At 69.0% G+C, this 14,455-nt stretch carries 14 protein-coding genes; 5 read left to right on the top strand and 9 right to left on the bottom strand.

The genetic code is table 11. From position 1 onward, the window contains the following. The first annotated feature begins 131 nt into the window (after positions 1-131). On the top strand, positions 132-968 hold the full coding sequence (locus ACTWQN_RS08545; protein WP_443202796.1) for an IclR family transcriptional regulator: 837 nt from the start codon (positions 132-134) through the stop codon (positions 966-968). 65 nt (positions 969-1,033) lie between these two features. Here the strand turns inward: ACTWQN_RS08545 and ACTWQN_RS08540 are convergent, their stop codons facing one another. Together ACTWQN_RS08540 and ACTWQN_RS08535 are read right to left on the bottom strand one after the other, a co-directional pair. Continuing rightward, on the bottom strand, positions 1,034-2,089 hold the full coding sequence (locus ACTWQN_RS08540) for a saccharopine dehydrogenase family protein (protein ID WP_443202795.1): 1,056 nt from the start codon (positions 2,087-2,089) through the stop codon (positions 1,034-1,036). Positions 2,090-2,276: 187 nt separating this feature from the next. Continuing rightward, a complete protein-coding gene (locus ACTWQN_RS08535) occupies positions 2,277-3,041 on the bottom strand; it encodes an IclR family transcriptional regulator (RefSeq protein ID WP_443202794.1) in 765 nt (254 codons plus the stop codon). Positions 3,042-3,369: 328 nt separating this feature from the next. Here ACTWQN_RS08535 and ACTWQN_RS08530 point away from each other — a divergent pair, with 328 nt between their 5' ends. Beyond that, positions 3,370-3,786 (top strand): hypothetical protein, encoded by a 417-nt coding sequence (locus ACTWQN_RS08530; RefSeq protein WP_443202793.1) that lies wholly within the window; start codon positions 3,370-3,372, stop codon positions 3,784-3,786. A gap of 56 nt (positions 3,787-3,842) precedes the next feature. Here ACTWQN_RS08530 and ACTWQN_RS08525 read toward each other — a convergent pair whose 3' ends face one another. The 6 genes from ACTWQN_RS08525 to ACTWQN_RS08500 form a co-directional block, all read right to left on the bottom strand. Then, positions 3,843-4,421, bottom strand: a complete 579-nt coding sequence (locus tag ACTWQN_RS08525; RefSeq protein WP_443202792.1) for a TMEM165/GDT1 family protein — start codon at positions 4,419-4,421, stop codon at positions 3,843-3,845. 753 nt (positions 4,422-5,174) lie between these two features. After that, the gene (locus tag ACTWQN_RS08520; protein ID WP_443202791.1) at positions 5,175-6,767 is read right to left on the bottom strand and encodes an alpha/beta hydrolase; all 1,593 of its coding nucleotides are present in this window, start codon (positions 6,765-6,767) and stop codon (positions 5,175-5,177) included. A 168-nt stretch (positions 6,768-6,935) separates the two neighbouring features. Then, positions 6,936-7,700: a putative hydro-lyase gene (locus tag ACTWQN_RS08515; protein ID WP_443202866.1), complete on the bottom strand. Its 765-nt coding sequence runs from the start codon at positions 7,698-7,700 to the stop codon at positions 6,936-6,938. 14 nt (positions 7,701-7,714) lie between these two features. Then, complete coding sequence (locus ACTWQN_RS08510; RefSeq protein ID WP_443202790.1) at positions 7,715-8,590, bottom strand: 5-oxoprolinase subunit C family protein; 876 nt, start codon at positions 8,588-8,590, stop codon at positions 7,715-7,717. A gap of 136 nt (positions 8,591-8,726) precedes the next feature. After that, a complete protein-coding gene (locus ACTWQN_RS08505; RefSeq protein WP_443202789.1) occupies positions 8,727-9,338 on the bottom strand; it encodes a 5-oxoprolinase subunit B family protein in 612 nt (203 codons plus the stop codon). Continuing rightward, on the bottom strand, positions 9,338-10,099 hold the full coding sequence (locus tag ACTWQN_RS08500) for a LamB/YcsF family protein (protein ID WP_443202788.1): 762 nt from the start codon (positions 10,097-10,099) through the stop codon (positions 9,338-9,340). The genes ACTWQN_RS08505 and ACTWQN_RS08500 overlap by 1 nt, the downstream gene beginning before the upstream one ends. Positions 10,100-10,502: 403 nt before the next feature. Between ACTWQN_RS08500 and ACTWQN_RS08495 the strand changes: the two genes are divergently transcribed. Next, the gene (locus tag ACTWQN_RS08495; RefSeq protein WP_443202787.1) at positions 10,503-11,204 is read left to right on the top strand and encodes a GntR family transcriptional regulator; all 702 of its coding nucleotides are present in this window, start codon (positions 10,503-10,505) and stop codon (positions 11,202-11,204) included. Positions 11,205-11,525: 321 nt separating this feature from the next. Further along, a complete protein-coding gene (locus tag ACTWQN_RS08490; protein ID WP_443202786.1) occupies positions 11,526-12,245 on the top strand; it encodes a maleylpyruvate isomerase family mycothiol-dependent enzyme in 720 nt (239 codons plus the stop codon). 104 nt (positions 12,246-12,349) lie between these two features. On the opposite strand, the gene mshB is transcribed toward ACTWQN_RS08490, so the two are convergent. Next, positions 12,350-13,174, bottom strand: coding sequence for an N-acetyl-1-D-myo-inositol-2-amino-2-deoxy-alpha-D-glucopyranoside deacetylase (gene mshB, locus ACTWQN_RS08485; protein WP_443202865.1), 825 nt, complete (start codon positions 13,172-13,174; stop codon positions 12,350-12,352). Positions 13,175-13,378: 204 nt separating this feature from the next. On the opposite strand from mshB, the gene ACTWQN_RS08480 reads away from it, so the two are divergent. Then, positions 13,379-14,272 carry an endonuclease/exonuclease/phosphatase family protein gene (locus ACTWQN_RS08480; protein WP_443202785.1) on the top strand — a complete coding sequence of 298 codons (894 nt, stop codon included), beginning with the start codon at positions 13,379-13,381 and terminating at the stop codon, positions 14,270-14,272. Positions 14,273-14,455 lie beyond the last annotated feature (183 nt).

Below are 14,455 nucleotides of genomic sequence, written 5' to 3'. Positions count from 1 at the left end.
GGTGCCGCGGGACCCGGTCGCGCCAGCCCCCTCGGGGGCAGCCGCCCCGGTTGATCGCAACGCCGCAGGTCGCCGATTCCCGGCCCGGTACGATTGGCCCCGGAACAGCCGCAGGAGGACCTGGAGATCAGATGTCTGAACTCGATTCGGGTGCGGAGATCGACCTCCCGGACGCTGATCTCGACGTCGCCGGGGTGCCGGGGCGGGAGCTGCCCCGTGGTGTCAAACCGCTGCTGGTGCTGGGCAAGATCCGCGAGGTGCTCGCCGCGTTCAGCACCGAACGCCCGGAACTGAGCCTCCCGGAAATCCGGCGGGCGACGGGTTTCCCGCCCAGCACCTGCCAGCGGATCGTGGCCAACCTCGTCGCCGAAGGCTTCCTGGACCGCACCGGCGACCGGTACCGCATCGGGCTCAGCCTCGCCTACTGGGCGGCACCGGCCTCGACCGGCCTCGACGTGGTGCAACAGCTCGCCCCGATCGTGCGGGAGCTGCGGGACGAAACCGGCGAAACGTCGTGCATCTACCGCCGCGAGGGCAACCTGCGGGTGTGCGTCGCGATGGCGGAGACGCACCACGCCGTGCGCCGCGAGATGCACGTCGGCAAGCTCATGCCGCTGCACGCCGGTTCGGCCAGCCGCGTGCTGCTGGCCTGGGACGACGAGGCGGCCGAGGTCGTCCTCGAAAGCGAGTTGGCGCGCTACACGGACTTCACCATCACCGATGCGGAGCTGCTGCGGATCGCCCTCGCGCAGACCCGCAAGCAGGGCTTCGCGATCACCTCGGAGGAACGCGACGCCGGAGCCGCGTCGGTGAGCGCACCGGTCTTCGACGCGCAGGGCCACCTGGTCGCGGCGATCGGCATCTCCGGTCCGACCAACCGCCTGACCCCGCAGCGCTGCCACGACTGGACGCCCCGAGTGCAGACCGCGGCCCGCGAAGCATCCCGCCAACTCGGCGGCCGCAGCTGACCCACCACGCCACGCGGCATCCGGCCTCTCGCGGGAGCTCTCCGGATGGTCCATTGTGGATGGTGCTAGCGGTGTGCCGGTTCGATGATCCTGATGCCGTGCAGGCGGCGGACGAAGTCCGCGCCGAAGGCCGTCGCCGGGGTGTGGGCGCCCGGCGCGGGTGGTTCGGAGTGCAGGGCGCTGACCGCCCGGAGCACCGCATCGGCCGTGAGGTCGTAGGTGTCCGGGCCGATCAGGGCCGCCGACACGCTCGTCCCGTCCGATGCCGTCGCCTCCGCGTACACCTCGACCCAACTGCGCGAGCGGGTGGCCCGACCGGGACCGCGCACGACCGCGCCGATCGCCGCCCGGCCCAGTTGCTGCACCACGTGCGAACCCATCACGACCTGCGACAAGTGCGATGAGCGGCGCCCGGTTCGGTCGAGTCCGGGCAGGTGGGCGAAGGTGGTGATGGTGCCGATTCCGGTGCTGCGGTAGGCCGAGCTGACATCGCCCCAGGGCAGCGAGGCGACCCGCCGGGGCCCGGACGGGAACGGCACCTCGCGCCGCCGCCACGCCAGCGGCACAGCGCGCACCTCGCCATCGACGCGAGCCCGACCACCCAGCGCAGCGCCCTCCAGCGCGCTCTTCAGCGTGCCACCGCTGATCCCGCCGCTGGCGTGGAAGGCCAGGTCGAGGTGCGTCGCGGTGGGCAGTTCGGCGGCGACCATCGCGGCCAGGCAGTCGGTGGGCACCACGTCGAAACCCGAGCCGGGCAGCAGCACCACACCGGCTCGCCGGGCGTCGTCATGGCGCGCGAAGATCGCCTCGAACACGTCGATTTCGCCGGTGATGTCCAGGTAGTGCGCACCGGCTCGCAGACAGCCGTGCACCATCGGCGCGGACGTCGCGGAGAACGGCCCGGCGCAGTGCGCGACGACGTCGATGTCCCGCAGGCCCGCGGCCACCGCGTCGGGGTCGCCGAGGTCGAAGATCCGGTAGGGCAGGCCGCGCGGCCCGGCGAAGGCGGCGATCTTCACCGGGTCACGACCAGCCAGCACGGGACGTTCGCCGCGGGCCAGCGCCAGGTCGGTGACCAACCGACCGGTGTAGCCGCTAGCGCCGTAAATCATCCAGGTCATCGCGATCCTCCCGATTACCGCCGAACATCCCGGTAACGAACACCCCTGGGGCCGGTCACGGGTTGCCCCGAGTTGCCCTGATCACCCGAATTCGCGACCAAAACACCCGCCCGTACCGGCCGACGGCACGCCAACCGGATCCCGATGGGAGTCGCGGCCGCCCGGCTGTACCGGGCGAACGGGACTCTCACCTGGTGCGGGGGATTTTGCGGGGCGGGCGGCCGAGGGCGGTGGCGATCGCGGTTGCGGTGTCGTGGACGCGGCCGAGCAGTTGTTTCAGCGCGGCCGGATCCGCCCCGGCTCGCACCGTGGTCAGCGAGACGGCCGCCGCGAGTTGCCCGGTGACGTCCGGGATCCGGACGCCGATGCAGTGCACCAGCGGCTCGAACTCGGCCTGGTCGGTGGCGTAGCCGAGCCGTGCGACCTCCGCCAGGTGCGCGCGGAACTCGGCCTCGTCGGTGATGGTGTGCTCGGTGTAGCGGGTGAAGGTGTGCGTGGACAGCAGGCGATCGCGATGCTCGGCGGGCAGCCCGGCCAAGATCACCTTGCTGGCGGCGGCGGTGTGCAGCGGCATCGCCCGCCCGATGCGCGACCAGGTGCGGATCGACGCCGCGCCCTCGATCTTGTCGACGTAGACGATCTGGTCGTCCACCAGCTGGGCCAGGTGCACCGTCGCGTGCGCGGCGTCGGCCAGCGAGATCAGGTGCGGCCGGGCGACCGCCCGCAGGTCCATCTCGTCCAGCACCTGCTGGCCGAGCTCGACCAGTCGCAGCCCCAGCCGGTACCGGCCGTCCGGGCCGCGGGCGATCAAGCCGCCGTCGGCCAGTGGTTGCAGCATCCGCAGCGCGGTCGAACTGTGCACCCCGAGCTCGCGGGCCAGCTCCGCGATCGTCTTGGGCGCCCCGGCGAGGGTTTCGAGCACGTGGACCGCCTTGGCGACCGTTTTCGACATCAACACACCTCGATCGGATTGCAGCATTAGCATCGAGCTTGCAAATATTGCATCCTAGCAGGTCAGGTCCAACACCCGCGGCACCGTTCGAAACCACCGCGAACCGGCGCGGAATCGCATTCAAAAAGGGCTCGATCCGGGCGGAGATAATTGTTGCCCGAGCAACTTTTTGTTGCGAGTTCGCGAACCCGACTCGGCCCTGCGAATGCCGAAACCCTCCCGGGTGAAAAATGCTGTTTCGGCCATCCAAAAATTGACAGTCACCACACCCGGTGATCGACTTTCCGTGCACCTGTCAGCAATTCGGTAGAAGGAAGAAGGAACCCGAATGCGACACTCGCCCGTCCTGTTCAGCGCCGCACTGGCCCTCCCCGCACTGACCCTCGCCGCGCTGACCCTCGCAGCTCTGGCCATCGCGCCAGCCGCACCCGCGATCGCCAGCCCCGAACAAGCCCCGAAGTGCGCGCTGTTCGCTTATCAACCCACTCGGGAAGGCAACACGTTGACCGCCAACGGCGGCCGCACCGGTTGCCTGAACAACGCGACGGTCAACGTGCGGATCGTCGTGGAGCAGAAGGAAAGCACACCGAAGATCATTGGCGAGTTGGCGCAGAGCGGCACCGAGATCAACCTGACGACGAAGGCCCCGTGCAACACCGGCAGCACCGTCACCGTGCACACCGAGACGGTCAGCTCCACGGGTGCGACGTACCGCTCGGCATCGAGCACCTTCGAACAGTGCTGAACCGGACTTGAGCGGGGTCGTGAGCGCGGGAATCGGGCTGCAGCGCGCTTTCGCGCTCACGACATCCGCAGCAGCGAGTCGGCCACCAGCCAGACCCCGAACACCACGAACAGGGCCGTCGCGCCGTAGCGGATCACCCGCTCCGGCAAGTGCTTTCCCAGCAGCAGGCCGACACCGATCGCCAGCGCATCGGCCAGCACCATCCCGAGCGTCGAACCGATCCAGGTGCCGAGCCAGTCGTGGTGGGTGGCCAGCGTGACCGTCGCCAGCATCGTCTTGTCGCCCAGTTCGGCGAGGAAGAACGCGACGGTCACCACCAGCACCGCGGAACCGGCCCGCCGGGAAGCCTTGTTCTTCTCCGCCTCGCTCAGGTGGTCGCCGCGCAGCGTCCAGGTGGCGAACCCCAGGAACGCCACCCCCGCGAACAGGGCGATCCATTCGGTGGGCAGGAGTTCACCGAGTCCGAATCCCAGCGCCACCGAAACCGCGTGCACCAGGGTGGTGGCCACGGTGATGCCGAGCAGCACCTGCCACGCCCGGTACCGAGTTGCGAAGGTCATCGCCATCAATTGCGATTTGTCCCCCAGTTCGGCCACGAAGATGGCCGCCGAGCTCAACGCGAGACTTCCCAGCACGACGAATGTCCGCCTTTCCGATCAGGCCCGAACCGAAGGCGCGCAGCAGCTTCGGCCCGGCAATGGCTGCCGGTTACCGAAGGTCTCGCCCACCTCGAATCCCAAGGCTCCGCGACCGGGTGCACATTTGCGCCGCACCAGCATGTCGACCGCGATATTGCGGACTACTCCCCTTCTCGCGCCACGCACTTTACAGAGTTCCTCGAAAAAATCAAAACACCACCCCCGGAAGGCTGGGTTGAATTGCCTTTTCCCAAATACCAAAGGAACTTTTCGGGGCACCGCAAAACATTAATTCGCCAGCCCTGACCGAATTCTTCTCGGCGCGAAGGCACGATGCCCGGAGCCCGGAACAACCACCCGCGACGTGCGCCGACGGCACGACTCGGCGAGCGCTCAGCCGGACCGGCACGGGCAGCAGCGAGCCCGAGCGGCTACTCGCGAATCCGCCGCGTCGAGCGGCGATTCCGCGCCTGAGACCACTTCTCGATCGAGTGAGGGGCGGCTCACATGCCAGTTCGGAACTCCGCGTACGGCAGGACCGTTGGACAGGTTGGTCGATGCGCCCGTGTCCCCCGGGCCGCAACTACCGCCTTCGCGGAATACCGTCCGGCTGGAGCCGCGTCGCGCCTATCGCCGAGAGGCGACCGGCGCATCGGCCGCCAGCAGAACGAGACCCCCGCCCATCTCCTCGGGCGGGGGTCTGTTCATGCTGCTGCGATGCTCGGTCTTCCCAGCTGGGCCACCGAGTTCTCAGTCGAAGGGCTGCTTGTCAGGTTGGCAGACCTGACCCGGTTCCGGGACGGCCAGGTTGATCAGGTAGTCGGCCGCGATCTTGTCGGTGCACGAGCTGTCACCGAGGATGCAGTGCCCGAACGAGTCGACGCTGACCAGGCGGGCGTTGCCCAACTGCTGCTCCATCCGGCGCGAGAACTCGTACTGGGTGGCCGGGTCGTAGAAGTTGCCGAACAGCAGCACCGGGTTCGCGGCCTGGTGCTGCCACGGGCCGCGATGCACGTCCGCGCTGACCGACGGCCAGGTCGAGCACCCGGCCACGTCGCTGAACGCCTGCGAGCGGCCGAAAGTCGGTGACTCGGCCTCCCACTGCGCGGCGATGCCCGGCACGTTCTCGGGCTCCTTGGGGATCGGCTTGTCCGTGCAGTTCACCCCGAAGTACGTGTCGTCCACATAGCTCTCCTCGGCGGCATCGGGCAGCGCGTCGAACCGACCGATCGAGGTCGGGTTGTTCAGCACGCGAAGCAGCGCCGGGGCGAACCCCTGCTCGGGGTGCAGCTGCTGGTACAGCGACTGCAGATCCGTGGCGAGCTGCCGGAAACTCTCCGGGTCGTAGAGGATGCCGCCGACGCTGTCGATGAACGGGGAGAGGGTGATCTCCGTGCCGTCCGGCATGGTGATCGGCCCCTGCCGCAGGCGGTCGCGGATCTCGTCGAACTTCGCCCGCGGATCGCCCGCCCCGAACGCGCACTTGTCCGCCGTTTCGGCGCAGCGCTTCAGGAACGCGTCCAAGGCCAGCTCGAAGCCGCCCGCCCGCTCGCGGTCGTACTGGACGCCGTCGGCGGTGCGCAGCGCCGGATCCACGTTGCCGTCCAGGATGATCGCGCGACTGCGCTCCGGGAAAACGTTCGCGTAGGTGGCGCCCAGCAGCGTGCCGTAGGAGAAGCCGACGTAGGTGAGCTGCTCGTCACCCACGCCCTGGCGCATCAGGTCGAGGTCCCGCGCGACGTCCTTGGTGGACATGTGCTGCAGCAGGTCACCGGCGTGCTGCGAGCAGGACTCGCCGTAGTCCTGGTAGGCGTCCATCGTGGTGCTGATCTGCTCGTCGGTGACCGGCACCGACGTCATCCGGCCCAGCACCTCGCCAGCCTGCTCGGCGGATTCGAAGCAGCGCAACCGGGTGCTGCGGTCCACACCGCGCGGGTCGAAGCCGACGATGTCGAAGCGGTTCAACACGGCCGGTTGGAACCTGTTCACCGCGGACACCGGCATGGTGAACCCGGCGCCACCGGGTCCGCCCGGATTCAGGAACAGCGAACCGATCTTCTCGTTCGGACTTGCCGCCGCGCGGCGCATCATCGCCAGATCGATGGTGCCCTTGCCCGGATCGTCGTGATCGATCGGTACCGGATAACTCGCGCAGCTGTACAGGTACCACTGGGTGACCGGCACCCCGCTCAACGCCTCTTGGTCGCACTCGCCCCAGGAGACCGGTGCGGCGCCGGACGGTTGTGCCACCGCCGGTGTTCCCGCCACCAATGCCGTACCCGCGACAAGCGCGCTCGCCGCAATGGCCAACGCTCGACCCAACCGGCCGGAAAGCGCCCCCACGGCCACCTCCTAGTTTCGTCTGTGATCTCCGAACAGGAGTCAACAGTCCGAAAAGGAGACAACACACCGCAGAACGCACGAACTTCTTGATCTTTTCGGCAGCGAACGGCCCGCTACCGCGGCAGTCGCCGCCGCGCGTCAACCCGAGCGGGGCTGCTTCGCGTCGCGTCAGGGGACCAGGAATCGACTGTCCCGAGCGTCGGTGATCGCCATGTGGCCCGGTGCGTGGCCGATGGCGAACGGCGGTTTGGACCGCATCACCGCCGCTTGCGGGGTTACACCGCAGGCCCAGAAGACCGGGATCTCACCGGGTCTGATCTCGACCGCCGCGCCGAAGTCGGGTTCGGCGATGTCCCGGATTCCCAATGCTTCCGGCGAGCCGACGTGCACCGGGGCGCCGTGCACCGCCGGGTACCGGGAGGTGACGCGCACCGCGGTCGAGACCAGTTCCGCCGGGATCGGCCGCATCGACACCACCAGCGGCCCGGACAGCCGACCGGCCGGGCGGCATTCCCGATTCGTCCGGTACATCGGCACGTTGCTGCCCGCCTCGACGTGGCGCACCGGGACTTCCGCTGCCAGCAGCGCGGCTTCGAAGGTGAAGCTGCAACCGATCAGGAACGACACCAGATCGTCCCGCCACAGGTCGGTGACCTCGGTTCGTTCCTCGACCAGCTCGCCGTCGCGGTAGACGGTGTAGGCGGGCAGGTCGGTGCGCAGATCACCGGCGAAGATCGAGGCGCTGGTCTCCCCCGGCTCGGTCACGTCGAGCACCGGGCAGGAACGCGGATTGCGTTGCGCGAAGAGCAGGAAGTCGTATGCGTGCGCACGCGGCAGCGCGATGAGGTTCGCCTGCGTCCAACCAGCGCTGTATCCCGAGGTCGGGACCCGCAAACCGGCGCGGAAGGCGGCGCGCGCCTGCGCCGGGGACATCGCCTGCGGCTGCGTCATCGAACTTTCCTCCTGGCCTTGAAGCGAAAACGAACCCGCTGGCCGGGCCGGGCCTGCGCGGCCTTGTCCACATCGGCGGCGGTCACCACCGCGATCACCGGGTATCCCCCGGTCACCGGGTGGTCGGCGAGGAACAGCGTGGGCCGCGCCGATGGCGGTACCTGCAGCGCACCGGCCACCATGCCCTCGCTGGGCAGCTCCTCGGTGCGGCAGCGCTCCAGCGCCGGTCCGTCCAGCCGCATGCCGATCCGGTTGCTGTCCGCGGTCACCTCGTACGGTCGGCTGACCAGGGTGGCCAGGGCGCTGTCGGCGAACCAATCGTGGCGCGGTCCGGGTTCCACGTGCAACACAACCTCATCGGCCGGATATGCCGCCACCGGCGCGAGATCCACCAGCGGGAACCGCGCGGGAGCCGGACCGACCGGCAGCATCGTGCCGGGCGCCAGCGGATCGGGTCCCAGCCCGGCGAGCACATCGGTGGCGCAGGAACCGAGCACCGGCGGCACGGCGATGCCGCCGCGCACGGCGAGATAGCTGCGCAGTCCCCGGCCGGGCACGCCCATGCGCAGTTCGGCACCGGCCGGGATCCGCAACACCGAGTTCGCCGCCGCGATCCGACCGTCCACAGTGATCGGACAGGGGGCGCCGGTCACCGCGGCGGTCAGGTCGCGGGTGGCGCGGACCGCGAGCCCACCCAACGTGACCTCGACGGCCGCCGCGGCCTCGGCGTTGCCGACCAGTCGGTTCGCCAGCCGGAACGCACCGCCGTCGGCGGCGCCCGATGGCCCCACGCCGATGTCGGCCAAGCCCGGCCGCCCCAGGTCCTGGATCGTCGACAGCGGACCTGTGGCGAGGACTTCCAGGAATCTCATGCCTGGTCCGCCTCTCCGCGATTCACAGTGGTGGTTGCGTCCAGCCCAATCTCCCGTTGCGTGGTTTCTGGTGGCTGGCTTGCGTCACGGTCCCCTGGGGTGCGGTTGAGGAGGACTGAGGTTGACACAGGGCCACTCATCCGACCTCCTGGAAGCGCACCCGCACGCCAGGTCGCAGCAAGGCCGGTGGATCCCGGTCGACGCGCCAGATCTCCAGGTCGGTGCGGCCGATCAGCTGCCATCCGCCGGGTGATTCGCGCGGGTAGATGCCGCTGAACGAACCCGCGAGACCCACCGAACCCGGCGGCACCTTGGTCCGCGATTCGGTCCGGCGCGGCACCACCAGTTCCGGTGGTCCGCCGGAGAGGTAACCGAAACCGGGGGCGAACCCGCCGAAGGCGACCGTCCACTCCGCGGTCGTGTGCCGCTGCACCACTTCCCGCTCGGTCAGTCCGGTCAGCTTCGCGACCTCGGCGAGATCGGCGCCCTCGTAGACGACCGGCACCCGCAGCAGGTCACCGCCGCTGCGCGCGCCGCCGCGCGGCTTGACCGCCCGCACCGCGGCCTCGATCTCGGCGACGTTGGCGCGCCGCGGATCCAGGTGCAGCAGCAGGGTCCGCGCCGCCGGGACCAGGTCGGTGACGCCGTCGGGCAGTTCTTCGACCAGCGCGGCGTAAAGCGCCTGCACTGCTCGGAGATCGGCCAACTCGATCAGCAACCCCGAATCGGCACATCGCAGGAAGCGCATCACAGACCTCGCGAGGTGAACGGTGCCAGCACCACTCCGGCGGTCGCCAACCTGTCCCGCACGGCTTCGGCGATGGCCACCGCACCCGGGCTGTCGCCGTGCACGCAGATCGAATCGGCGCTGATCGTGATGTCGGTGCCGTCGATGGCCCTGATCGGCTCCCCGGCGGCCAGCTTCAGACAGCGGTCCGCGATGGCCTCGGGATCGTGCAGCACCGCACCGGGTTCGCGCCGCGAAACCAGGGTGCCTTCCGGGGTGTAGGCGCGGTCGGCGAAGGCTTCGCGGAACACCCGCAGCCCTGCCCGCTCGGCCTGGGCCAGCCACTGCGAGCCCGGCAGGCCCAGCACCGCCAGCGAGGGGTCGTAGCTGCGCACCGCCTCGACGACGGCGGCGGCCTGGTCGACGTGGTGCACGATCGCGTTGTAGAGCGCGCCGTGCGGCTTGACGTAACCGACCTCGGTCCCGGCGATGCGGGCGAAACCGGCCAGCGCACCGATCTGGTAGATCACGTCGTTGGTCAGCTCCGTCGGCGGCACGTCGATGAACCGGCGGCCGAATCCCGCCAGGTCCCGGTAGCTGACCTGCGCGCCGACCGCGACCCCGAGCTTGGCGGCCTGCTGCACGGCCTGCCGGATCACCGTGGCATCACCCGCGTGGTAGCCGCAGGCGACGTTCGCGCTGGTGACGACGCCCAGCAGCGCCTCGTCGTCGCTGAGCTCCCAGCGCCCGAAGCCTTCCGCGAGGTCCGAGTTGAGGTCCATGCCCACCTCACTTCCACAGCGCGGCGCTGCCGCCGAGCGAGTTGAATCCCAGGGACGAAGTCAGCGGCCAGGCGACCACACCCACGATCAGCGCCCCCTGCGGGGTCCGGTATCCGCTGAGCGGGTCGCGGTGCTCGGCGGCCGAAGGCCCGTCTTGGCCGTGGTCGTCTGCACCATGGCACTCCGATCGACTGGGTTTCGGGATCGACTGGGTTTCGGGATCGACTGGGTTTCGGGATCAGCTAGAAGTTCGGGATCAACTGGGGGCCGGGGACGAACGTCTGGGATCAGCGTAAACATCGTTCAGTCAAGATAGAGAATTGTTGAACAATTCTGCAATACCCTGTGCGGAACTTTCTCGTTAGACTGCGAACCAACTGGCAGAGCGTCATTGGGAGCTGGATTGACCACCGCGGATCCGTGGGTGGACCTACTCGCGGCCGATCGGTCGCTGTTGGACCGCACCAGCACAGCCGAACGAGTCGCCGACGTGCTGCGGCAACGCATCATCGAAGGAGCGCTCGCCCCGGGCACTCGACTGTCCGAGGAGAGCGCGGGCCGAGCGCTAGCGGTCTCGCGCAACACGCTGCGCGAGGCGTTCCGGCTGCTTGTGCACGAGCGGCTGCTGGTGCACGAATTCCACCGAGGCGTTTTCGTCCGCGTGCTCAGCGCCGACGACGTGATCGATCTCTACCGGATGCGGCGGCTGCTGGAGACCAGCGCGGTGCGCCTCGCCGCCGATGCCGCACCGGAACTGGTGGCGGCCGTGGACCGCGCCGTGACCGACGGCGAACGCGCCGCCGAGACCGAGCGCTGGTTGGACGTCGGTACCGCGAACATGCGCTTCCACGAAGCGCTCGCCGCGCTGGCCGCCAGCCCGCGGGTGAACGACACGATGCGCCAGTTGCTGGCCGAACTGCGCCTGGCCTTCCACGTGATGTCGCGCGCGCAGGAGTTCCACGAGCCGTACCTGGAGCTGAACCGGGAGATCGCGGACCTGATCGGCAACCGCGCGGTGCAGGCGGCCGCCGACCGCCTCGACGAGTACTTCGACGCCGCCGAAACCCAGCTCGTCGCGGCCTACAAGACCTACAGCCCGGAATAAGCACCTGTCTTCGAACTCGTCCTGCTTCGCGGTGCGGGTGGCAGACCTGGCGATTTCGCGCGAACTCGCCACCCGCCCCGCGTAGGAGACGGCGATTTCGCGCGAAATCGCCCACCTCACCCGAGGCGGACGGCCCGACACGACCACTTCAAAGACAGGCACTCAGAACCCGAGGCGGCGCCGGTTGCGAGAGTGGGCTAAGCGGCTTCGCCGCTTCAAAACAAGATCGAAGAGAGGCACTGAGAGCCGGAGTACTGCGACGATCGGCTGTTTTCGATACGCCATTCAGTCGCCGTCGGGCGTCGCCTAGGATCGGCGCGCGTGACGCCTCCGTTGAATGCTGTTGCTCAGGGTCATCGGCGACTCGTCGAGGTCCTCTCGGCGCTGACCGACGATCAGGTCGCCGCGCCATCGCTGCTGCCGGGCTGGAGTCGGGGCCACGTGCTGGCTCACCTGACCGACAATGCGCGGGCCTTCGCACGGGTTTCCGCGCTCGCGTTGCGCGGCCAACTGGTGGACGCCTACGACGGCGGGAGCGCGGAGCGGGACGCGATCATCGAAGGACTCGCGGGCCGCACCGCCGATGAGCACCGGGCCGGAGTCGCTCGGCACGCCGCCGCGCTCGAAGCCGTGTGGTCGACGGTCGACGATTGGGACCGGCCGGTGCGGTTCCGCAACGGTGATCTGGCCGGGATCGTGCAGATGCGCTGGCGGGAGGTCTGGATCCACCTGGTGGACCTGGACCTCGGGGTCGGACCGCAGGAGTGGAGCGACGAATTCTCCTGCCACACCATCGATTTCCTGCTGTCCCGACTACCAGCGGGCGTCGCCCTGCGGCAAGCCGACGGGCCGCGCCGGTGGTCGACCGGCGACGCCGAATCCGACGGGCACGCCGAGATCAACGGCCGGGCGCGCGATCTGGCGGCCTGGCTGGCCGGGCGGACACCCGAGCAGTCCCCGACCGGACCGCTGCCGGAACTCGGCCCGTGGCCGCCGCACCCCGATCCGATCCCGGACGAAGCGCGCCGATCCGCCAGCTGACCCGGCCGTGCGCGGTCAGCTGGAATTGAGAACCAGTCCCTCAGAGATTCTGGTGTCCCGCACCCCGGCGGTGGATCTGGCGGTTTCGCGCGAAATCGCTCGGTTCAGGACAGGCCCGCGAAGAGGTCGGATTCCAAGTCGTGGGGCCCCGATCCGGGGCCTCGGTCGCCGCGCACCAGCAGGTAGTGCTCGATGGCGAACTCCGGCCGAGAAGTCATCGCCGCGAAGAAACCACCGTCGTCGAGGTCGACCTGGCTGCGGTAGTGGCGCAACGCGGCGATCTTCGCGGTGTGGAAGGCGCGGCCGTCGAGCCTCGCGGTCAGCTCCTCGTCCGGCACCGTGTAGGGCTCGAAACCCTCCACATCCGCCGCGTCGACCCACTTGAGGATCGAACGCGGCAGCACCGTCCAGTACAGCTTCCGCACCTGCCACGGTTCGCCGAGCTCCGGGGCGTAATCGGGATCGGCGGCCGGGTCGATCGAGGTGGTGACCGCGCGGTGCGCGCCGATGTGGTCCGGGTGGCCGTAACCGCCGAACTCGTCGTAGGTGACCACCACCTGGGGACGTTCGGCGCGCAGGATCTCGACCATGGCCCGGGTGACCTCGGCGGGATCGGCCCCGGCGAAGGCGCCCTCGGCAGCGTTGGTGTCCGAACCGGCCATGCCGCTGTCCCACCAGCGGCCCGGACCGCCCAGCCAGTGGTGCCGGACGTCGCCGAATTCGGCCAACGCCGCGCGGATCTCGCCGCGCCGGAATTCGCCCAGCTCATCGGGTTTGCCGCGCAGGTGCGCGAGATCGTCGGCGACGACCTCGCCGTGTTCCCCGCTGGTGCAGGTCACCAACGCCACCGATGCGCCGTCCGCGCAATACCGGGCCATCGTCGCGCCGGTGGCGGTGGACTCGTCATCGGGATGGGCATGGACCAGCAGCAGACGGCGATCGCTCATGGTCGCCGAGCCTAGCCAGCCCGACCGACATCGGACGGCGAGCACCGAACAGGTCACATCCGGGCGGGGAAATTCCGGCATTGTTCGCCCACCGGTCAACCGGATCCGGGCCGACGCGCGCGACGATCTCGGCGAACCAATCGAGGAGGCATTGTGTCTGGTGTTACCCGACGGGGAGTCCTGGGCATGGCCGGAGTCGCGGCCGTCGCCGGTGCGCTCGGAACCGGTCAGGCTGCCGCGAAAACGACCGCGAAACCGACCGGCGAAGCGCTGATCGGACCGGCCAAGGGCGAGCAGCTGCACGTGATGAGCTTCAACATCCGCTACGACGCCAAAGCCGCCCCGCCCAGCCCCGACGCCTGGAGCACGCGGCGGCCGATCCTCGCCGAACTGCTGCGCACCGAGCAGCCCACCCTGCTGGGCGTCCAGGAAGCGCTGTACAGCCAGGTCAAGGAGGTGCTGTCGGACATCGCGCCGCACTACGACTGGATCGGGCTGGGCCGGGAGGGCGGTGGGCGCGGCGAGTTCATGTCGATCTACTTCGACACCCGCCGGGTGGCGCCGCTGGACTACGACCACTTCTGGCTCTCGGACACGCCGAACGTGATCGGCTCGGCTTCGTGGGGCAACACCGTGGTCCGGATGGTCACCTGGGTGCGGTTCCGGGATCACCGGACCGGTCGCGAATTCATCCACGTCAACACGCATTTCGACCACCAGTCGGAGAACTCCCGGCAGCGCAGCGCGCAACTGGTGCGCGAGCGGATCGCCGGTTTCGACGCCGCGCTGCCAGTGGTGCTCACCGGCGACTTCAACACCCCGGCCGAGAAGTCGGAGTCCTACCGCATCCTGACCGGTGGTGGCTTGGCCGACGGCTGGATCAGCGCCGCCGAGCAGCTCACCCCGGCATGGGGCACCTTCGCCGGGTACCAGGAACCGGTGGTGGGCAACGACCGGATCGACTGGATCCTGCACAACAGCCACGTCCGGGTTCGGCAGGCCGCGATCAACACCTACCGCCGGGACGGCTGGTTCCCGTCCGACCACCTGCCGGTGCAGGCCCTGATCGAACTCAGCTGACGGTCGTGGGCGTGGAAGAGACTGGTGATCGCGCACACACCCACGACCCGCACATGATCACTTTGTCGGTTTCCATACGCCAGGCGCACAGGTCTTGATGGTTCCTTGAAATCGATCCCGTTGGAATATTCCTAGCCTGAGCTCGGCATCCGGCCGCTGCCAACGCGGCTCGAACAGTCGAGA

The sequence above is a fragment of the Saccharopolyspora antiqui genome (assembly GCF_052246905.1).
In the GTDB taxonomy this organism is placed as follows: Bacteria; Actinomycetota; Actinomycetes; order Mycobacteriales; family Pseudonocardiaceae; genus Saccharopolyspora.
Note: the sequence above shows the minus strand (reverse complement) of the source record. Positions and strands in the feature narration are given on the sequence as shown.

What these genes read in the sequence shown, in the direction of transcription:
- ACTWQN_RS08545 (WP_443202796.1), top strand. Translation starts at nt 132, where the DNA reads ATGTCTGAACTCGATTCGGGTGCGGAGATCGACCTCCCGGACGCTGAT.
- ACTWQN_RS08540 (WP_443202795.1), bottom strand. Translation starts at nt 2,089, where the DNA reads ATGACCTGGATGATTTACGGCGCTAGCGGCTACACCGGTCGGTTGGTC.
- ACTWQN_RS08535 (WP_443202794.1), bottom strand. Translation starts at nt 3,041, where the DNA reads ATGTCGAAAACGGTCGCCAAGGCGGTCCACGTGCTCGAAACCCTCGCC.
- ACTWQN_RS08530 (WP_443202793.1), top strand. Translation starts at nt 3,370, where the DNA reads ATGCGACACTCGCCCGTCCTGTTCAGCGCCGCACTGGCCCTCCCCGCA.
- ACTWQN_RS08515 (WP_443202866.1), bottom strand. Translation starts at nt 7,700, where the DNA reads ATGTCCCCGGCGCAGGCGCGCGCCGCCTTCCGCGCCGGTTTGCGGGTC.
- ACTWQN_RS08510 (WP_443202790.1), bottom strand. Translation starts at nt 8,590, where the DNA reads ATGAGATTCCTGGAAGTCCTCGCCACAGGTCCGCTGTCGACGATCCAG.
- ACTWQN_RS08505 (WP_443202789.1), bottom strand. Translation starts at nt 9,338, where the DNA reads ATGCGCTTCCTGCGATGTGCCGATTCGGGGTTGCTGATCGAGTTGGCC.
- ACTWQN_RS08500 (WP_443202788.1), bottom strand. Translation starts at nt 10,099, where the DNA reads ATGGACCTCAACTCGGACCTCGCGGAAGGCTTCGGGCGCTGGGAGCTC.
- ACTWQN_RS08480 (WP_443202785.1), top strand. Translation starts at nt 13,379, where the DNA reads ATGGCCGGAGTCGCGGCCGTCGCCGGTGCGCTCGGAACCGGTCAGGCT.